Source organism: Exiguobacterium sp. SH5S4 (genome assembly GCF_004337045.1).
Lineage (GTDB): Bacteria > Bacillota > Bacilli > Exiguobacteriales > Exiguobacteriaceae > Exiguobacterium > Exiguobacterium aurantiacum_A.
Genome location: NZ_SJUQ01000014.1, coordinates 50034 through 64715, shown reverse-complemented (window position 1 = coordinate 64715; position 14682 = coordinate 50034). Strand labels below are relative to the sequence as shown.

Sequence of the window (14682 nt, the reverse complement as noted above, 5' to 3'; positions counted from 1 at the left end):
CCCCTTTCGTCATGTAATATCTGTACTGTAGGCGTTGATGATTTTTTTGACGAGTGGATGCCGCACGACGTCTGAGGCGCTAAAGTGCTCGAAATGAATCCCGTCGACCCCTTCGAGGAGATGGAGCGCTTCTTGAAGCCCCGACGCTTTCCCTCTCGGTAAGTCGACTTGCGTCAAATCACCGGTGACGACCATCTTCGACCCGAACCCGAGCCGTGTCAAAAACATTTTCATCTGTTCTTTCGTCGTATTCTGCGCCTCATCCAAAATGACGAACGCATCTTCAAGCGTCCGTCCGCGCATGTAAGCGAGCGGGGCGACTTCGATCGTCCCTCGCTCGAGCAGACGGTTCGTGTGTTCGACACCATAGACGTCAAACAAGGCGTCATAGAGCGGTCGTAAGTAAGGGTCGACTTTCTCTTTTAAGTCACCCGGCAAGAAACCGAGGTTCTCACCCGCCTCGACGGCAGGACGCGTCAAAATGATCCGTTTCACTTGACCTTCCTTCAGCGCCCGCGCAGCCAGGACGACCGCCAAATACGTCTTCCCGGTCCCGGCCGGCCCGATCCCGAACACGAGGTCGCGTTTCTCGATGGCCCGGACGTAACGGCTCTGTCCGACCGTCTTCGCCCGGATCGGTTTTCCTTTGTTCGTCGTGAAGACGACGCGGCCATAATGTTCGAGCAGTTCTTCCCCTTTGCCGATCTTAATATGTTGGATGACACTGATCGCATCGCCCTCGTTCAACCGTGCACCTTGTTTAACGAGTTGTTGCAACGTCTTGATCACACTTTTCGTCAATTCGAGCGTCTCCGCGCTGTCGGCTTGGATGATCAGCTCTTCGCCACGAGGCGTAAGTGCGACGGCAAGCTCGGCCTCGATCGCACGGAACACCTCGTCTTTCGGTCCGAGGAGTGCCTGCGCTTCGCTCGCATGTTCCATGACGAACGGTATCTTATCTGTCGTAATCAATGGATGTTTCTCCCCCTCATCTATAGATTGTTCCTTCTTTACTTTAGCACTATCATGCCGTTCGTGAAAGAAAGACCGTTAGCTCGAGCCACAAAAAAAGCAGCGACATCGAGTCACTGCTAAAAAATTACCGACGGCGGCGTTTCGAGACCGGCGGCTGAAGAATCTCACTCCAGACGATGGCTTGACGCGCTTGCTTCATCGTAATGCGCGGTTGCGCTGTCTGTCGTGAATCGGTCGCTTCCGTTATCGGAGGGATTTTGACTGCCTGTTCGAACGCAGCGCTCACTTTCGGGAGCGACTCACGCGACTTTGGTGCGTGCCGATTCGGATCAAACTCGTGCCGGTCTGAATTTTCGACCGGAATCGCGACACGACGACGAACTTTTTGCGGTACTTTATTCTGTCGTTCGTCTCGCGGATCGTTGAGTGGTCCATCGACTTCTTTCATCATGTCGCCGACCGTATCCAAATACCGTTTCAGATCCGTGCTCGGTGGCTTTTCTCCTGTAGATGACGACTTCTCAAGTCGCTTCATGACCGCGGAAGCGACCCCGAAGGCGACTAATAGTAAGATCCATAATCCATCCATATCGATTACTCTCTATCAGATTCGACTGGGTGCCCGATCGCATTACGCATTTGCGTATCCGCTTGGACGTTCAAGTAGTTGACGTAATCCATGACCCCAAGCTTGCCGTTACGGAGCGCATCTGCCATCGCGAGCGGAACTTCCGCCTCGGCCGCGACTACTTTGGCGCGCATTTCTTCGACCGATGACTTCATCTCTTGCTCGCGGGCGATCGCCATCGCGCGACGTTCCTCAGCTTTCGCCTGCGCAATTTTCTTATCTGCCTCGGCTTGGTCGGTTTGGAGCACCGCGCCGATGTTTTTACCGATATCAATGTCGGCGATATCGATCGACAAGATTTCAAACGCCGTCCCTGAATCGAGACCTTTCGTCAATACGGTACGTGAAATCATGTCTGGGTTCTCAAGCACGTGTTTATGGTTATGTTGCGAACCGATTGTCGAGACGACCCCTTCACCGACACGGGCGATGATCGTTTCTTCACCGGCACCCCCGACGAGGCGGTCGATGTTGGCCCGGACCGTGATCCGCGCTTTCGCTTTCACTTCGATCCCATCCATCGCCACACCGGCGATGAACGGTGTCTCGATGACTTTCGGGTTAACCGACATCTGAACGGCTTCTAACACGTTCCGGCCAGCAAGGTCGATGGCGGCGGCACGTTCGAACGACAATTCGATATCGGCACGGTGCGCCGCGATCAAAGCGTTGACGACACGGTCGACGTTACCGCCGGCTAAAAAGTGACTCTCGAGCTGGTTCGTGTTCAAGCCGATGCCTGCTTTGACGGCTTTGATGAGCGGGTTGATGATTTTAGACGGGACGACGCGACGAAGTCGCATCCCGATCAATGTGAAGATGGAGACGTGGACGCCTGAAGCAAACGAGCTGATCCACAGGCCGACCGGTACAAACGTGAAGAACACGGCGAGCGCGATCAATCCCCCACCTGTGATGAGTAACGTGCTTAATAGTTCTGGTGTCATTCTGTTACATCCTCCTTCGGTTCTACAAAGCGTCGGACGACAACGCGTCCCGAGTCGACTTTATACACCTCAATTTTTGTTTGTTCATCGAGATAGCTACCTTCTGCCACGACGTCGATTCGTTCGCCTTCAATCTCAGCAGTACCTGCTGGACGAAGCGGCGTCAATGTGACGCCGACTTTCCCAAGCAACCTCTTACGGTCGTCATGAGACAAATACCCCTTATCAGTCGACGTCGAATCGGTCAAAATCAAGCCTTTGTACATGAGTGAGCGATTCGACTGCAGTCGACGGTACGCCCAAAAACCGAGTCCCGCAACAAGCGCCGTCGCTAAACCAAGTGACAGCCAAAGCTGCCCGATCGTGGCACCTGCCATAATCAAACTCGCCACGACGGCACCTATTCCGAGGACCCCAAACAATCCAAAACCGGCAACGAACACTTCAATTCCAAGAAGGACAATCCCGACGAAAAACACCGTCAGAATCACTCCGAGACCAAATGTCATCGTATTGCTACCCCCTTCCAAATCCAAAGCTACCTCTTATCTCTAGTGTATACGAAACAAGATTGAATGTGGTTTCATAATACGCAAAAAAAGGCAGAAACTTTTGGATTTCTCCAAAGATCCCTGCCTTTTATCATTAATTCGTCAATTGTTGTTTGACAATTCGGTTCACAAGACCACCGTCAGCCTTGCCTTTAACTTGTGGCATGACGACGCCCATCACCTTACCCATATCGGACGGACCCGCAGCGTTCGTCTCGGCAATTGCTGCCTTGACGATTGCTGTGACTTCGTCTTCAGAGAGTTGCTTAGGCATGTAGACCTCTAGTACGACAATTTCATCAGCTACTTTAGAAGCAAGGTCTTCACGACCAGCGCTTTCGAATTCTCGGAGGGAGTCTCTGCGCTGTTTCATCTCTCGGTTGAGCACCGTGAGCTCCTCTTCCTCAGTAAGATCTTGTCGACCAAGTTTGATGGCCTCGTTCTGGAGCGACGCTTTGACCATCCGGATCGTCGTGAGACGATCTTTCTGTTTAGCGCGCATGGCTTGCTTCATGTCGTCCGTCAAGCGTTCTTGCAGACTCATGAGCCAACACCCTCTCTACAAAAGAAACTTCAATCAGAATTTCTTGTTCTTGCGAGCAGCTTCTGATTTCAATTTACGTTTTACGCTTGGCTTTTCGTAGTGACGACGTTTGCGAACTTCGGCAAGAGTGCCATCTTTCGCAACACCGCGTTTGAAACGACGAAGAGCGTCTTCAAGCGATTCGTTTTTACGGACACGAGTTTCCACTAGTTTTCCCTCCCTCCGAATTACACGACTAAGGAAACGTGTTTCACACGTCATACCACATTATAGTGAAATTAAGTCGTGTGGTCAACTACTACTTCAATTAATAATCGCTGTCCGAACGCCCGCCTGTGACGATGGCAATTCCGGCAGAAGCGCCAATGCGCGTTGCACCAGCATCGATCATCGCTTGTGCGCCTGCGAAATCACGGACGCCGCCTGATGCTTTGACGCCAAGATCCGGTCCGACCGTCTCACGCATGAGTCGGATGTCTTCGACGGTAGCGCCGCCAGTTGAGAATCCAGTCGACGTTTTCACGAAGTCTGCACCCGCTTTGACTGACAGCTCAGCCGCTTTTTTGATTTCTTCTTTAGTAAGCAGGCACGTTTCAAAGATGACTTTGACGAGCGTACCGTTTGCTGCTTCGACGACGGCACGGATGTCGCGTTCGACGAGGTCGAAATCGCCGTCTTTCATCGCACTGATGTTGATGACCATGTCGACTTCGTCTGCGCCGTTGGCAATCGCATCTTTCGTTTCGAACGCTTTCACTTCAGGTGTGTTCGCACCGAGCGGGAATCCGATGACCGTACAAACTTTGACGTCCTCATCTAATTTAAGTTGCTCGGCAGCGTAAGCGACCCATGTCGGGTTGACACAAACGCTCGCGAATTTGTACTCAAGTGCCTCTGCACATAGTTTTGTGACTTGATCTTTCGTTGTTTCTGCCTTCAAGGCCGTGTGGTCGATATAACGTGCTAATTCCATAATAAATTCCTCCTCTGACATATAGGTCTGACATCTAACATATTATCATGTTTTTGAGAAATGTAACAGCTTTCACTTCATGCAAGTTGACGGCGTTTTCGCGTTTGGACCCAGCTGTTCCAACTGAAGAAAAAGATGGCGATCCAGATGCATGTGAACGCGAAGATATGATACGTCGTGAACGGTTCATCGTACAAGATGACACCGATCGCCAGACTGAGCGTCGGGGCGATGAACTGTAAAAAACCGACGAGCGTGAACGGGATATGTTGCGCCCCGTAACCGAACAACAGGAGCGGCAACGCCGTCATGACGCCCGTGCCTAAGAGCGCGGCCCAAACAATCGGTTCGCCCGTCATCGTGAGCCCGCCGCGCGACGTTTCGAAGGCGAGGAAGATGACCGCGACCGGAACGACCGCGAGCGTCTCGATGCCTAGACTGACCGTCGACGCAAGCGGCCGCCGTTTTTTGACCATCCCGTAAAACCCGAACGTACTCGCCAATACGAAAGCAATCCACGGGAACGACCCATAACCGAACGTCAAGACGAGCACCCCGACCGTCGCGACACCGACCGCGAGCCATTGGACTCGGTTTAATGATTCCCGAAAAACGAGGACACCTAACACCATGCTGACGAGCGGATTGATGTAATATCCGAGCGATGCCTCGATGATATAGCCGTGATTGACCGCCCATATGTAGACAAACCAGTTCGCACTGACGATAAAGCCGTTCAACATAAAGGCGTTCCGCGTCGCCCGATGTCTGAGCGCATAATTGAATTCAGTCCACTGTTTCGTCCATTTCAAGACGAGTAAAATGAATAGAAACGACCAGACGATACGGTGGGCGAGGATTTGACTGCTCGGTATTTCCTGTAGAAACTTCCAATAGATCGGCAGGATGCCCCACATGACGTACGCACCGATTGTGGGCATGACTCCTTTATTCAATCCGTTCACCCGCTCTCCTAATCAATTATCGTCAGTTTAGTCGATGCGTTTCGGACATTCAAGCGATTTCTTCCACCCTTCCCACGACAAAAGAGGCGCGCTCTGAGAGCGCACCTCTTGTCACACGTTCGTTCAGCTCGTGATTGTCGTCAAGGCCGCAAGTGCTTGCTCCAAGTCTTCAATCAAATCGTTCACATCTTCAAGTCCGACAGAGATACGGACGAGCCCGTCCGTGATGCCGAGTTCTGCCCGACGTTCGGCCGGAATCGAGGCATGTGTCATCCGTGCCGGCACGCTGATCAGGCTCTCGACCGCACCGAGACTTTCAGCGAGCGTGAAGTAGTTCGTTTTCGCAACGACCGTCTCTGCCGCTTCGGCCGATCCGACGTCAAAAGCGATCATGCCGCCAAAGCCTCGGGCTTGTGACAGATGGACTTGTTTCGCCGTCTCGCTGGCAATGCTCGGGTGCAGCACCCGGCTGATCGCCTCGTGAGACGTCAAGAACTCGACGAGTGCGAGCGCGTTCGTCTCGATTTCTTCCATCCGGACCGCGAGCGTCTTGATGCCGCGCACGACGAGGAAGCTGTCTTGCGGCCCGAGCACGGCTCCGACCGAGTTTTGTAGGAACGCCAAACGTTCCCCAAGTTCTTCGGTCCGGGCGACGACGAGTCCGGCGACGACGTCACTATGCCCGCCTAAATATTTCGTGGCACTGTGCAAGACGTAGTCCGCACCGAACTCAATCGGATTTTGGAAATACGGTGTCATGAACGTATTGTCGACGACGAACAAGACGTCGGCCTCGGTCGCAATGTCACGCACACTTCGCATGTCCGTGACGTTCAAGAGCGGATTCGTCGGTGTCTCGACATAAATCATTTTCGTGTTCGGTTGGACGGCTTCGCGGACTGCCGCCGCGTCAGACGTATCGACAAAAGATGCTTCCAAGCCAAGTGATTGAAATACTCGATTGAATACACGGTACGTTCCCCCATATACGTCAGAACCGACGATGACGTGGTCCCCTGATTTCATTAACATGAGAATCGTTGAGATGGCGGCCATCCCTGAAGCGAACGCAAAACCACGCGCCCCGCCTTCGATGTCGGCGATCAGCGTCTCAAGCGCCGTCCGCGTCGGGTTAGCCGTCCGCGAATATTCATACCCGTCCCGCAAATTGCCGATTCCGTCTTGTTTATAAGTACTCGTTTGATAGATGGCTGGTGTCACGGCACCCGTCAACGGGTCCGTCGTCTTACCGCCGTGAATAAGCGCTGTTTTTGTACGCATGTTCTGCCTCCTTGACTATTCCTTGACTTAAATATCGTTCGACACTGTCCGGTAAAATCGTGACGATGACACCTTCGGTCATCCGGTTTGCTTCCTGCACACAAGCGGCGATGGCCGCGCCGGACGAACTTCCGACGAGCAGCCCTTCTTGCTTCGCCAAATGGGCGACGTAGTAAAACGCGTCATCATCAGAAATCGTATAGATCCCGTCGACAAGTTCGCGATCTAAAAATGGAGGCCACTTCTCGACACCGATTCCTTCTGTTTTATGGGGACCTGGTTGCCCGCCATTCAAGATGGACCCTTCAGGCTCGACGACAACGTTGCGGGTGCCGTGATTTTTTAGAACCGCGGCGACCCCAGTGAATGTGCCACCCGAGCCCGCGCCGGCGATGAAGACGTCGATATTCGGTATATCTTGCAATAACTCTCGGGCGAGTGAATCGACGTACGTATCCGGGTTATCCGGATTCGAGAACTGTTCAGGTAAATAGGCGTTATGTTCAAGCGCCAACTCTTTGGCACGCTCGATCGCACCCTTCATCCCGAGCTCGGTTTCCGTGTTAATGACAGTCGCGCCGAGCAGTGACATGAGCGCTTGCTTTTCTTGACTAAACTTTTCAGGCGTAACCGTCATCAAGTTCACCCCGTACCGCTGACAGGCGAGGGCGAGTCCGATACCAGTATTTCCGGCCGTCGGCTCAACGACCGTACCACCTCGTTCGAGTTGGCCGCGTTCAAGCGCTTGTTCGATCAAATGAAGCCCGAGCCGGTCTTTCACACTCCCGCCTGGATTCATCATCTCGAGCTTGCCGTATATTTTAACGCCTTTCGGAACAGGCAACGTCCGTAACTCGAGCAGCGGCGTGTCCCCGATCAGTTCATAGACGTTATTGACGAGCATATTACGCTTCGTCCTTAAAGATGATGTGCCACTCGTCACGTTTCGCGAGCATGTCGGCCGCTAATTTTTTTGCGCCCTCAAAGTCGTGGTGGTTGGCACTTCCGCATTGGATCGGGTTTTGCGCCGGCAACTCTTCCGCAGCGACCGCATCACGCAACGTCGCTTCGACGAGGCTGAGCATCGCTTCGTAGTCTCCATCGTTCAACATCGTCCAGTAAAAACCAGTCTGGCAACCCATCGGCGAGACGTCGACGATTTGCTCCGAGTGACTGCGGCTATTTTCAGCGATCAAGTGTTCGAGCGAGTGGACGGCCCGCATCGGCATGAGTCCCTCGTTCGGTTGGATGAAACGAATGTCGTATTTATAGATCGTATCGGCCGTACCTTTTTTCACACCCGCTAAACGGACGTAAGGCGCTTGTACTTTTGTATGGTCCAAATTAAAACTTTCGACTTTATAACTTTTCATGATTGAGTTCCTCCAGATTGTTTCGTGGCCACGACGAGCCAGACGAATTTATTTTTTTGTGTCAGCGAGACCGTATAGCCGTTCGCTTCGAGCATCGCTTGGATCGTTTGCGTGTACGGATAAAACTCACGGTTCAAGTCTTCGATTAAATCGTCGTAACCGTTCACGCTCGCCCAGTCGAGAATGTCTCGCTTCGCCTTTTGTGAGGCGAACATCGTGTCGAGTAAGACGAATCGCGGTGAATCGAGCTGCTCGACGTAACCTTGAATCGCTGTCCGTTTCTCTTCATCCGTCAGATGGTGAAACGCGTATGACGACACGATCGTATCTATCTGCTCTGTCGTCGGATAGTTTAAAAAGTCACCGTCGATAATATCAATCTCAAGTTTTTCGGCGGCGACAGCCCGCATCTCCGGTGACGGTTCGACCGCAACCAGCTCGTGACGTTCTAAAATCTTCATACTTAAGTTCCCGGTCCCGACTCCGAACTCCATGACCTTCCCTTCGAGATGATCCACGACATCGCTCAACATCTCCTCATAACCTGCGAACACTTCTTTATATTGCTCGTCATGTCCGGCCACGGTCGTGTCGTATTGCGTTGCCCATTCCTTAAAAATGTCCATGAACTGTAATCCCATTGCTCCACCCCATCGCTTTATTCCGACTATGTCGATAAGTTTTATGTGTTTTATCTATTCAGACCATACCAATTTTCCAAAAAAATCTCAAGCGAATTGTTCGAATCATTTTATTCGAGGTCATATCACGCCCCAATTTTGAAACTTGAGTTGAACGCGTGAATTTAGACCTAGCTGTTTTAGTAAAAGATAGGCCGAAAGTAATTGTCAGAATTTTTAAACTTGTTCAAATTCATTACCCTTTATTTCGAAAAAACCAAGGATTATCAGTTCGAATTAGGCTATCATTTTCCACAAATACATATACTTTTCAATTAAATGATTGGAGGATTTTCAAATTGCCAAAACTTAAATTTTATGTAAACGTCTCCCTCGCGACATGCCTGGCGTTAACACCTGGGCTGCTCGGACTCGGAACAGATCCGGTACTTGCCAAACGATCCGTTACGCCGAACGCTGAGATTGCCGACAAGCAAGAAAAATTGCGTGTCGTCGTCGAACTCGTCGGTGCACCTGCCATCGAACAAGCAAAAAAGAAAGGGAAAAAATTCAATGAATTGACGAAGGCCGAGAAAGACAATGCTCACGGGCTCGTCAAAGCCGAACAGAAAAAAGCGAAAGCCGCCATCTCAAAAAAAGGTGTGAAAGCAGAAACGATTGAAGAGTTCACGACCGTCTTCAACGGATTCAGTACGTTGCTCTCGGCTACAGACGTCCAGAAAGTTGAAGCGTTGCCTGAAGTCGCTCACGTCCATGTCGTCAATGAATACGAGCGTCCCGAGGTCAAACCGGATATGGTAACGAGTAACGGCATGGTCCAATCGCAACAAACATGGGGCGACTATGGGTATACCGGCGAAGGAACGATCGTCGCCGTCATCGATACGGGTGTCGATGCAGACCATCGCGACTTCCGCTTAACCGATGATACAAAAGCAGAGCTCACGCAAGGTGAGGTCGAGTCGGCAGTCAGTGAGTTCGGTTTGCCGGGAGCCTACATAAACGAGAAAGTTCCTTATGCTTATAACTATTACGACGAGAACGATGATATTCGCGATGATTCCCCTGGCGCCTCGATGCACGGGATGCACGTATCGGGTACGGTCGCGGCCAACGGGGATGAGGCGACTGGAGGTTTGAAAGGTGTCGCTCCAGAATCGCAAGTACTCGGTCTCAAAGTATTCAGCAACGACCCGAACTACGCCTCGACGTACGGCGATATCTATATTAAAGCGATCGACGATGCCATCAAACTCGGCGCCGACGTCATCAATATGAGTCTCGGATCGACGGCCGGTTTCGTCGATGCCGACTCACCCGAGCAACAAGCGGTACAGCGTGCTGTCGATAACGGTGTCTTCATGTCGATCTCAGCTGGTAACTCGGCGTACTTCGGAAACGGATACGATCTCCCTTATGCGAACAATCCGGATACCGGCGTCGTCGGCGCTCCGAGCGTGAGCTCGGCCTCGACTTCAGTCGCCTCACTCGAGAACGACCAAATCCAATTGGACGCTTTCTCGATTCAATCCGGTGACAAGACAGATAAAATCGGATGGAAGAAACAAGATGGCCCAGCTTTCACGAACGGGGACTATGAACTCGTCCATGTCGGTGACGGACAGCCTGGTCAATACGTCGGGAAAGACGTGAAAGGGAAGATCGTCTTCGCGGTGCGTGACGGCGCCTATTTCTACTCGAACATTCAAAAGACAGCCGAAGCGAACGGGGCTGCCGGTGTCATCGTCCGCGGTGCCGTCGGTCATGGTGATTACGTCAGTATGGCGCTAGCGAACCCACAAATCCCGATGGCGTCACTCAGCATTAAAGACGGAAATGAGCTTCAACAGCGACTCGTTGCCGGTGAACAAATGAACATTAAATTCGCAGGTGACCGCATTAGCGTCGCTAACCGTGCAGCCGGTTCACTGTCTAACTTTACTTCGTGGGGCGTGACGCCAAACCTCGATTTCAAACCTGAAATCTCGGCGCCAGGCGGACAAATCTTCTCGACGTTGAATGACGATCAATACGGATTGATGAGCGGAACGTCGATGGCTGCACCACACGTCGCAGGAGGCGCCGCCCTCGTGCTCGAACGTGTCGATCGCGAGTTCGCTTTAAGCGGTACGGCTCGGGTAACGATGGCGAAGAATTTGTTGATCAACACATCGAAAGCCGTGACTGATATCGGTCCATACAACCAACAGTTGAATCAGAACCTCCCATACACGCCGCGTCGGGGAGGAGCCGGTTTGATGCAATTGCACGCGGCCGTCTCAACGCCAGCCGTCGCCTATGAAAAGACAACAAAAGAAGCAAAAGTTGCCTTAAAAGAACTCAACCGAAGCAAGGCGACGTTCACGCTTGTTGTCGAGAACTTATCCGACAAAGTCGTGTCATACGATGTTTCGTCTTCACTTCAGACCGACCTCGCCATCGAACGGACGGCCGGGACGATTCAAAATGCGATGGAGGCCCAACCACTCCAAAACGCCAGCGTGACGATCAACGGGAAGAAAGCAAATACGGTCAAACTGAAAGCGAAGCAAACAGTCGAACTCAAAATCGCGCTCGATGTCTCGAAAGCGCAGGTTCTCAATCCAAAGACGCTGAGCGGTCTCGTCTCGGCCAAAGACGTATTTGAAAACGGCTATTTCGTCGACGGTTTCGTGCGCTTGACCGATGTGAACGGGGCAGAAGGCAATCCAGGACTCGTCGTACCGTTCGTCGGTTTCGAAGGCGACTGGGGCAAAGCACCGATCTTCGACGCTTCCATCTATGAATCAGGATCGTTCTATCAGACGGCTGGAATGGTCGATCAGACAGGGAATTATTTGGGCATGAACCTAGATGAGTCGTTCACGTCCGACGCAATCGCGTTCTCTCCTGACGGGGACAACGTAAAAGATGTGGCGACACCGGTCTTCTCGCTCCTTCGTAACGCCAAAGACGTCAAATATCGCATCGTCGACGAGTCAGGCGATGTCGTCCGCACGCTCCGGCAAGATGACGAGTTGCGTAAAAACTACTTCGATGGCGGACGCAATACACCTTACTACTTCTCAGCCGACTACAAATGGGACGGACAATTGAACGGTAACCCGGCCCCGGCCGGCAAGTACTTCTATGAGATCGAAGCGAGCATCGATTACATGAAAAAAGAGGCACAGACGCTCCGCTTCCCGGTTAAAGTCGACTATACAGATCCGACGTTCTCGGCGAAGTGGCAAGATGACAGTTTGTCCGTAAAAGCGAACGACGACTTCTCTGGTATCCATTCTGTCGAATACTTCTTGAACGGTAAGTCTGTCGCCAAACTTGCAAACGGGTCGGCCAGTCATGCCTTCACGTCGCCACTTAGTGAGACCGATGAAGTCAGCGTCCGCGTCACCGACCATGCCGGAAATAGCACGACCAAAACAGTCGCCTATTCGACGGATTCAGAAAAACCTGGCGTCTTCTTGGACGCGCCGCTCGCTTTGTCACCTTACGCGACGTCAATCGTCCCCATCAAAGGATCGATTCAAGACGCATCAAACATCAACTCATTCCAAGTCGATGGGATTGATGTCCCGCTCACATGGAATGAAACAACGAAACGGTATGACTTCAGTACGAATCGGACATTTATAGATGGCGTGCACAAACTCCGCTTCGTCGCTGAGGATGCGGCTGGAAACGTCGCCAACTTCCAACGGACGATTTTCGTCGATGCGACACCAGCCGTCATCGAGATCGGGAAACTACCGAAACAAATCGGGAAAAAACAAACTGCGGTCAACGTCAACGTGACTGTCAAAGATAATTTTGATGAAGTGAAGCTCCTCGTGAACGGTGATTTGAAATTCAGCCAGGCACTAAAAGCACCTTACGAGATGCGCGCTTTCTCAAGAACTGAAAAAGTCACGCTTCCTGTGACGTCAGGAGAGAATACGTTCACGTTCGAAGCGGTCGACCTCGCCGGTAACGTGACGACGAAGACGATCACGTTGTTCAAAAAATAATCGGTCATGAAGAAGAGCCCTCGCCTAGATGAGGGCTCTTGTCATGTGGTCATTAAACATAAAATCAGCTCCCGCAGTTTGCGGGAGCTGATTTCGTGTTCAATTCAATTCAAGCGCATACGACAACGCCGCTAACGCATAGAGCGGAGCCGTCTCGGTGCGCAAAATCCGGGGACCGAACGCACACGGGCGCGCGCCTTGATTCGTCCAGGCGTCAATCTCCTGCTCGTCAAATCCGCCTTCAGGACCGACGATCAGCAGGAGACGCTGTCCGCGCTCAAGCGCTTTGAAGACAGCCGCGAGCGCCGCTTGTTCACCTTGCTTCGCCGACTCTTCATAAGCGATGACGACCGCATCGTAATTAGAAAAGTCGTCTAACAGGTCACGCGACGAGACGTACGCGCACGTCGGGACGACGGCCCGGTACGACTGTTCGGCCGCTTCTTGCATGATCTTCTGCAAGCGGTCGACTTTCTTCGGGGCTTTTTTAGCGTCCCATTTCGCGACCGATCGTTTCGACTCGAACAACTTCAAATGATGCAACCCGAGCTCGGTCGCTTTTTGAGCGACGAGCTCGACTTTATCACCTTTCGGCAGTGCGTAGGCGAGCGTCACATCAACGGGCAGTTCAGTCGTCGCCTGCCGCGCTTCGAGTACTTTTGCCGTCCCCGATTTTTTTTCGAGCGCAATCACCTCACAGACGTACTCGACACCTGTACCGTCTAACAACACCATCTGATAACCCGGTCCCGCCCGCAACACCGTCCCGATATGATGGACGACGTCTTGCGGCAATGCGACCGTGTCTGTTTTAAACGCATCACGTTGTAAGAAATAGCGTTGCATGGCTTACCCCTTCTTCGCGATGATGGCGACCCAGTCTTCCATGACTCGCGTCTCTTCGATCGAGAATCCAGCCGCCTTGAGCGCTGCCGTCACTTCATCTCGTTTTTGGCCGATGATGCCCGACGTGATGAAATAGCCGCCTGGTTTGACGCGCACGTAAGCATCGTCAACGAACAGCATGATGACGTCAGCTAAAATGTTGGCGACGATCAAGTCATACTCACCGCTCATCCCTTTCAACAAATCACCCGTCTTGACGTCGACGACGTCCAGAACGCCGTTCGTCTCGACGTTTTGGCGGGCCGATTCGACCGCGACCGCATCCAAATCGAGCGCCTCGACTCGTTCCGCGCCAAGCTTCGCCGCCGCGATGGCAAGTACGCCTGAGCCCGTCCCGACATCGATCAAGCGGTCACCCGGTTGGATATAGTTCTCGATCGCTTGAATGCACAGCATCGTCGTCGGGTGCGTCCCGGTCCCGAACGCCATACCCGGGTCGAGCAAGATCACGTTCTCTTCCGGTTGGGGCACGTATTCTTCCCACAGCGGCACGATCGTGAGATGTTGCGAGATCTTGACCGGTTTATAGTACTGCTTCCACGAGTGGGCCCAGTCCTCCTCATCCATCTCGAGCGCCGTCACGGTACCAGCGCCGACTTCAAAGATATTGCGCAGCCGTTCAATTTCTTTTTTCAGTGTCGAGAGCGTGTCCGGTAGGTCGCCTGAGACAGGAACGTACGCTTTCACGTGAACACCCGACGTTGGATACGTATCGCGGCCGGATTCGTCCCAAATCTCTCCGAAATGATCTTCTGCCATCATCCGGTCGTAGTCTTCGACATCCTCGATGACGACACCTTGTGCCCCCACTTCATGTAGTAAATTTGATACGGCTTCGACTGCCTGCTGTGTCGTGTGGACACAAATTTCAGACCATTTCATCGCTTGTAC

At 52.4% G+C, this 14682-nt stretch carries 15 protein-coding genes; 1 reads left to right on the top strand and 14 read right to left on the bottom strand.

The genetic code is table 11. The annotated features are described in order from the left end of the window. Nucleotides 1–9: 9 nt before the first annotated feature. The 12 genes from EVJ32_RS09255 to EVJ32_RS09200 all read right to left on the bottom strand — a co-directional run bounded on the left by EVJ32_RS09255 (nt 10) and on the right by EVJ32_RS09200 (nt 8878). Complete coding sequence (locus EVJ32_RS09255; protein WP_370276247.1) at nt 10–972, bottom strand: PhoH family protein; 963 nt, start codon at nt 970–972, stop codon at nt 10–12. Nucleotides 973–1099: 127 nt separating this feature from the next. Continuing rightward, nucleotides 1100–1564 carry a hypothetical protein gene (locus EVJ32_RS09250; protein ID WP_131457991.1) on the bottom strand — a complete coding sequence of 155 codons (465 nt, stop codon included), beginning with the start codon at nt 1562–1564 and terminating at the stop codon, nt 1100–1102. A 5-nt stretch (nt 1565–1569) separates the two neighbouring features. Next, nucleotides 1570–2550, bottom strand: a complete 981-nt coding sequence (gene floA, locus EVJ32_RS09245; RefSeq protein WP_016508066.1) for a flotillin-like protein FloA — start codon at nt 2548–2550, stop codon at nt 1570–1572. Beyond that, nucleotides 2547–3059: an NfeD family protein gene (locus tag EVJ32_RS09240; protein WP_070326992.1), complete on the bottom strand. Its 513-nt coding sequence runs from the start codon at nt 3057–3059 to the stop codon at nt 2547–2549. The genes floA and EVJ32_RS09240 overlap by 4 nt, the downstream gene beginning before the upstream one ends. A 136-nt stretch (nt 3060–3195) precedes the next feature. Further along, nucleotides 3196–3645 carry a GatB/YqeY domain-containing protein gene (locus EVJ32_RS09235; RefSeq protein ID WP_070326991.1) on the bottom strand — a complete coding sequence of 150 codons (450 nt, stop codon included), beginning with the start codon at nt 3643–3645 and terminating at the stop codon, nt 3196–3198. A 33-nt stretch (nt 3646–3678) separates the two neighbouring features. Next, nucleotides 3679–3873 carry a 30S ribosomal protein S21 gene (gene rpsU, locus EVJ32_RS09230; RefSeq protein WP_286203271.1) on the bottom strand — a complete coding sequence of 65 codons (195 nt, stop codon included), beginning with the start codon at nt 3871–3873 and terminating at the stop codon, nt 3679–3681. 79 nt (nt 3874–3952) lie between these two features. Further along, on the bottom strand, nt 3953–4618 hold the full coding sequence (deoC, locus tag EVJ32_RS09225) for a deoxyribose-phosphate aldolase (RefSeq protein ID WP_070326989.1): 666 nt from the start codon (nt 4616–4618) through the stop codon (nt 3953–3955). 77 nt (nt 4619–4695) lie between these two features. Next, complete coding sequence (rarD, locus tag EVJ32_RS09220; protein WP_236639504.1) at nt 4696–5583, bottom strand: EamA family transporter RarD; 888 nt, start codon at nt 5581–5583, stop codon at nt 4696–4698. A 123-nt stretch (nt 5584–5706) separates the two neighbouring features. Then, on the bottom strand, nt 5707–6864 hold the full coding sequence (locus EVJ32_RS09215) for a bifunctional cystathionine gamma-lyase/homocysteine desulfhydrase (protein WP_071397776.1): 1158 nt from the start codon (nt 6862–6864) through the stop codon (nt 5707–5709). After that, on the bottom strand, nt 6830–7768 hold the full coding sequence (locus tag EVJ32_RS09210) for a PLP-dependent cysteine synthase family protein (RefSeq protein WP_131457989.1): 939 nt from the start codon (nt 7766–7768) through the stop codon (nt 6830–6832). Before EVJ32_RS09210 ends, EVJ32_RS09215 begins: the two co-directional genes overlap by 35 nt. A gap of 1 nt (nt 7769) precedes the next feature. Continuing rightward, nucleotides 7770–8237 (bottom strand): S-ribosylhomocysteine lyase, encoded by a 468-nt coding sequence (locus EVJ32_RS09205; RefSeq protein WP_016508081.1) that lies wholly within the window; start codon nt 8235–8237, stop codon nt 7770–7772. Continuing rightward, nucleotides 8234–8878 (bottom strand): class I SAM-dependent methyltransferase, encoded by a 645-nt coding sequence (locus EVJ32_RS09200; protein ID WP_131457988.1) that lies wholly within the window; start codon nt 8876–8878, stop codon nt 8234–8236. Before EVJ32_RS09200 ends, EVJ32_RS09205 begins: the two co-directional genes overlap by 4 nt. 338 nt (nt 8879–9216) lie before the next feature. Here EVJ32_RS09200 and EVJ32_RS09195 point away from each other — a divergent pair, with 338 nt between their 5' ends. Next, nucleotides 9217–12885 carry a S8 family serine peptidase gene (locus EVJ32_RS09195; RefSeq protein ID WP_131457987.1) on the top strand — a complete coding sequence of 1223 codons (3669 nt, stop codon included), beginning with the start codon at nt 9217–9219 and terminating at the stop codon, nt 12883–12885. Nucleotides 12886–12984: 99 nt separating this feature from the next. Here the strand turns inward: EVJ32_RS09195 and EVJ32_RS09190 are convergent, their stop codons facing one another. Both EVJ32_RS09190 and prmA read right to left on the bottom strand, forming a co-directional pair. Next, entirely contained in the window at nt 12985–13731 is a 747-nt protein-coding gene (locus EVJ32_RS09190) for a 16S rRNA (uracil(1498)-N(3))-methyltransferase (RefSeq protein WP_131457986.1), read from the bottom strand. A gap of 3 nt (nt 13732–13734) precedes the next feature. Then, entirely contained in the window at nt 13735–14673 is a 939-nt protein-coding gene (gene prmA, locus EVJ32_RS09185; RefSeq protein ID WP_070326982.1) for a 50S ribosomal protein L11 methyltransferase, read from the bottom strand. Nucleotides 14674–14682: the final 9 nt, after the last annotated feature.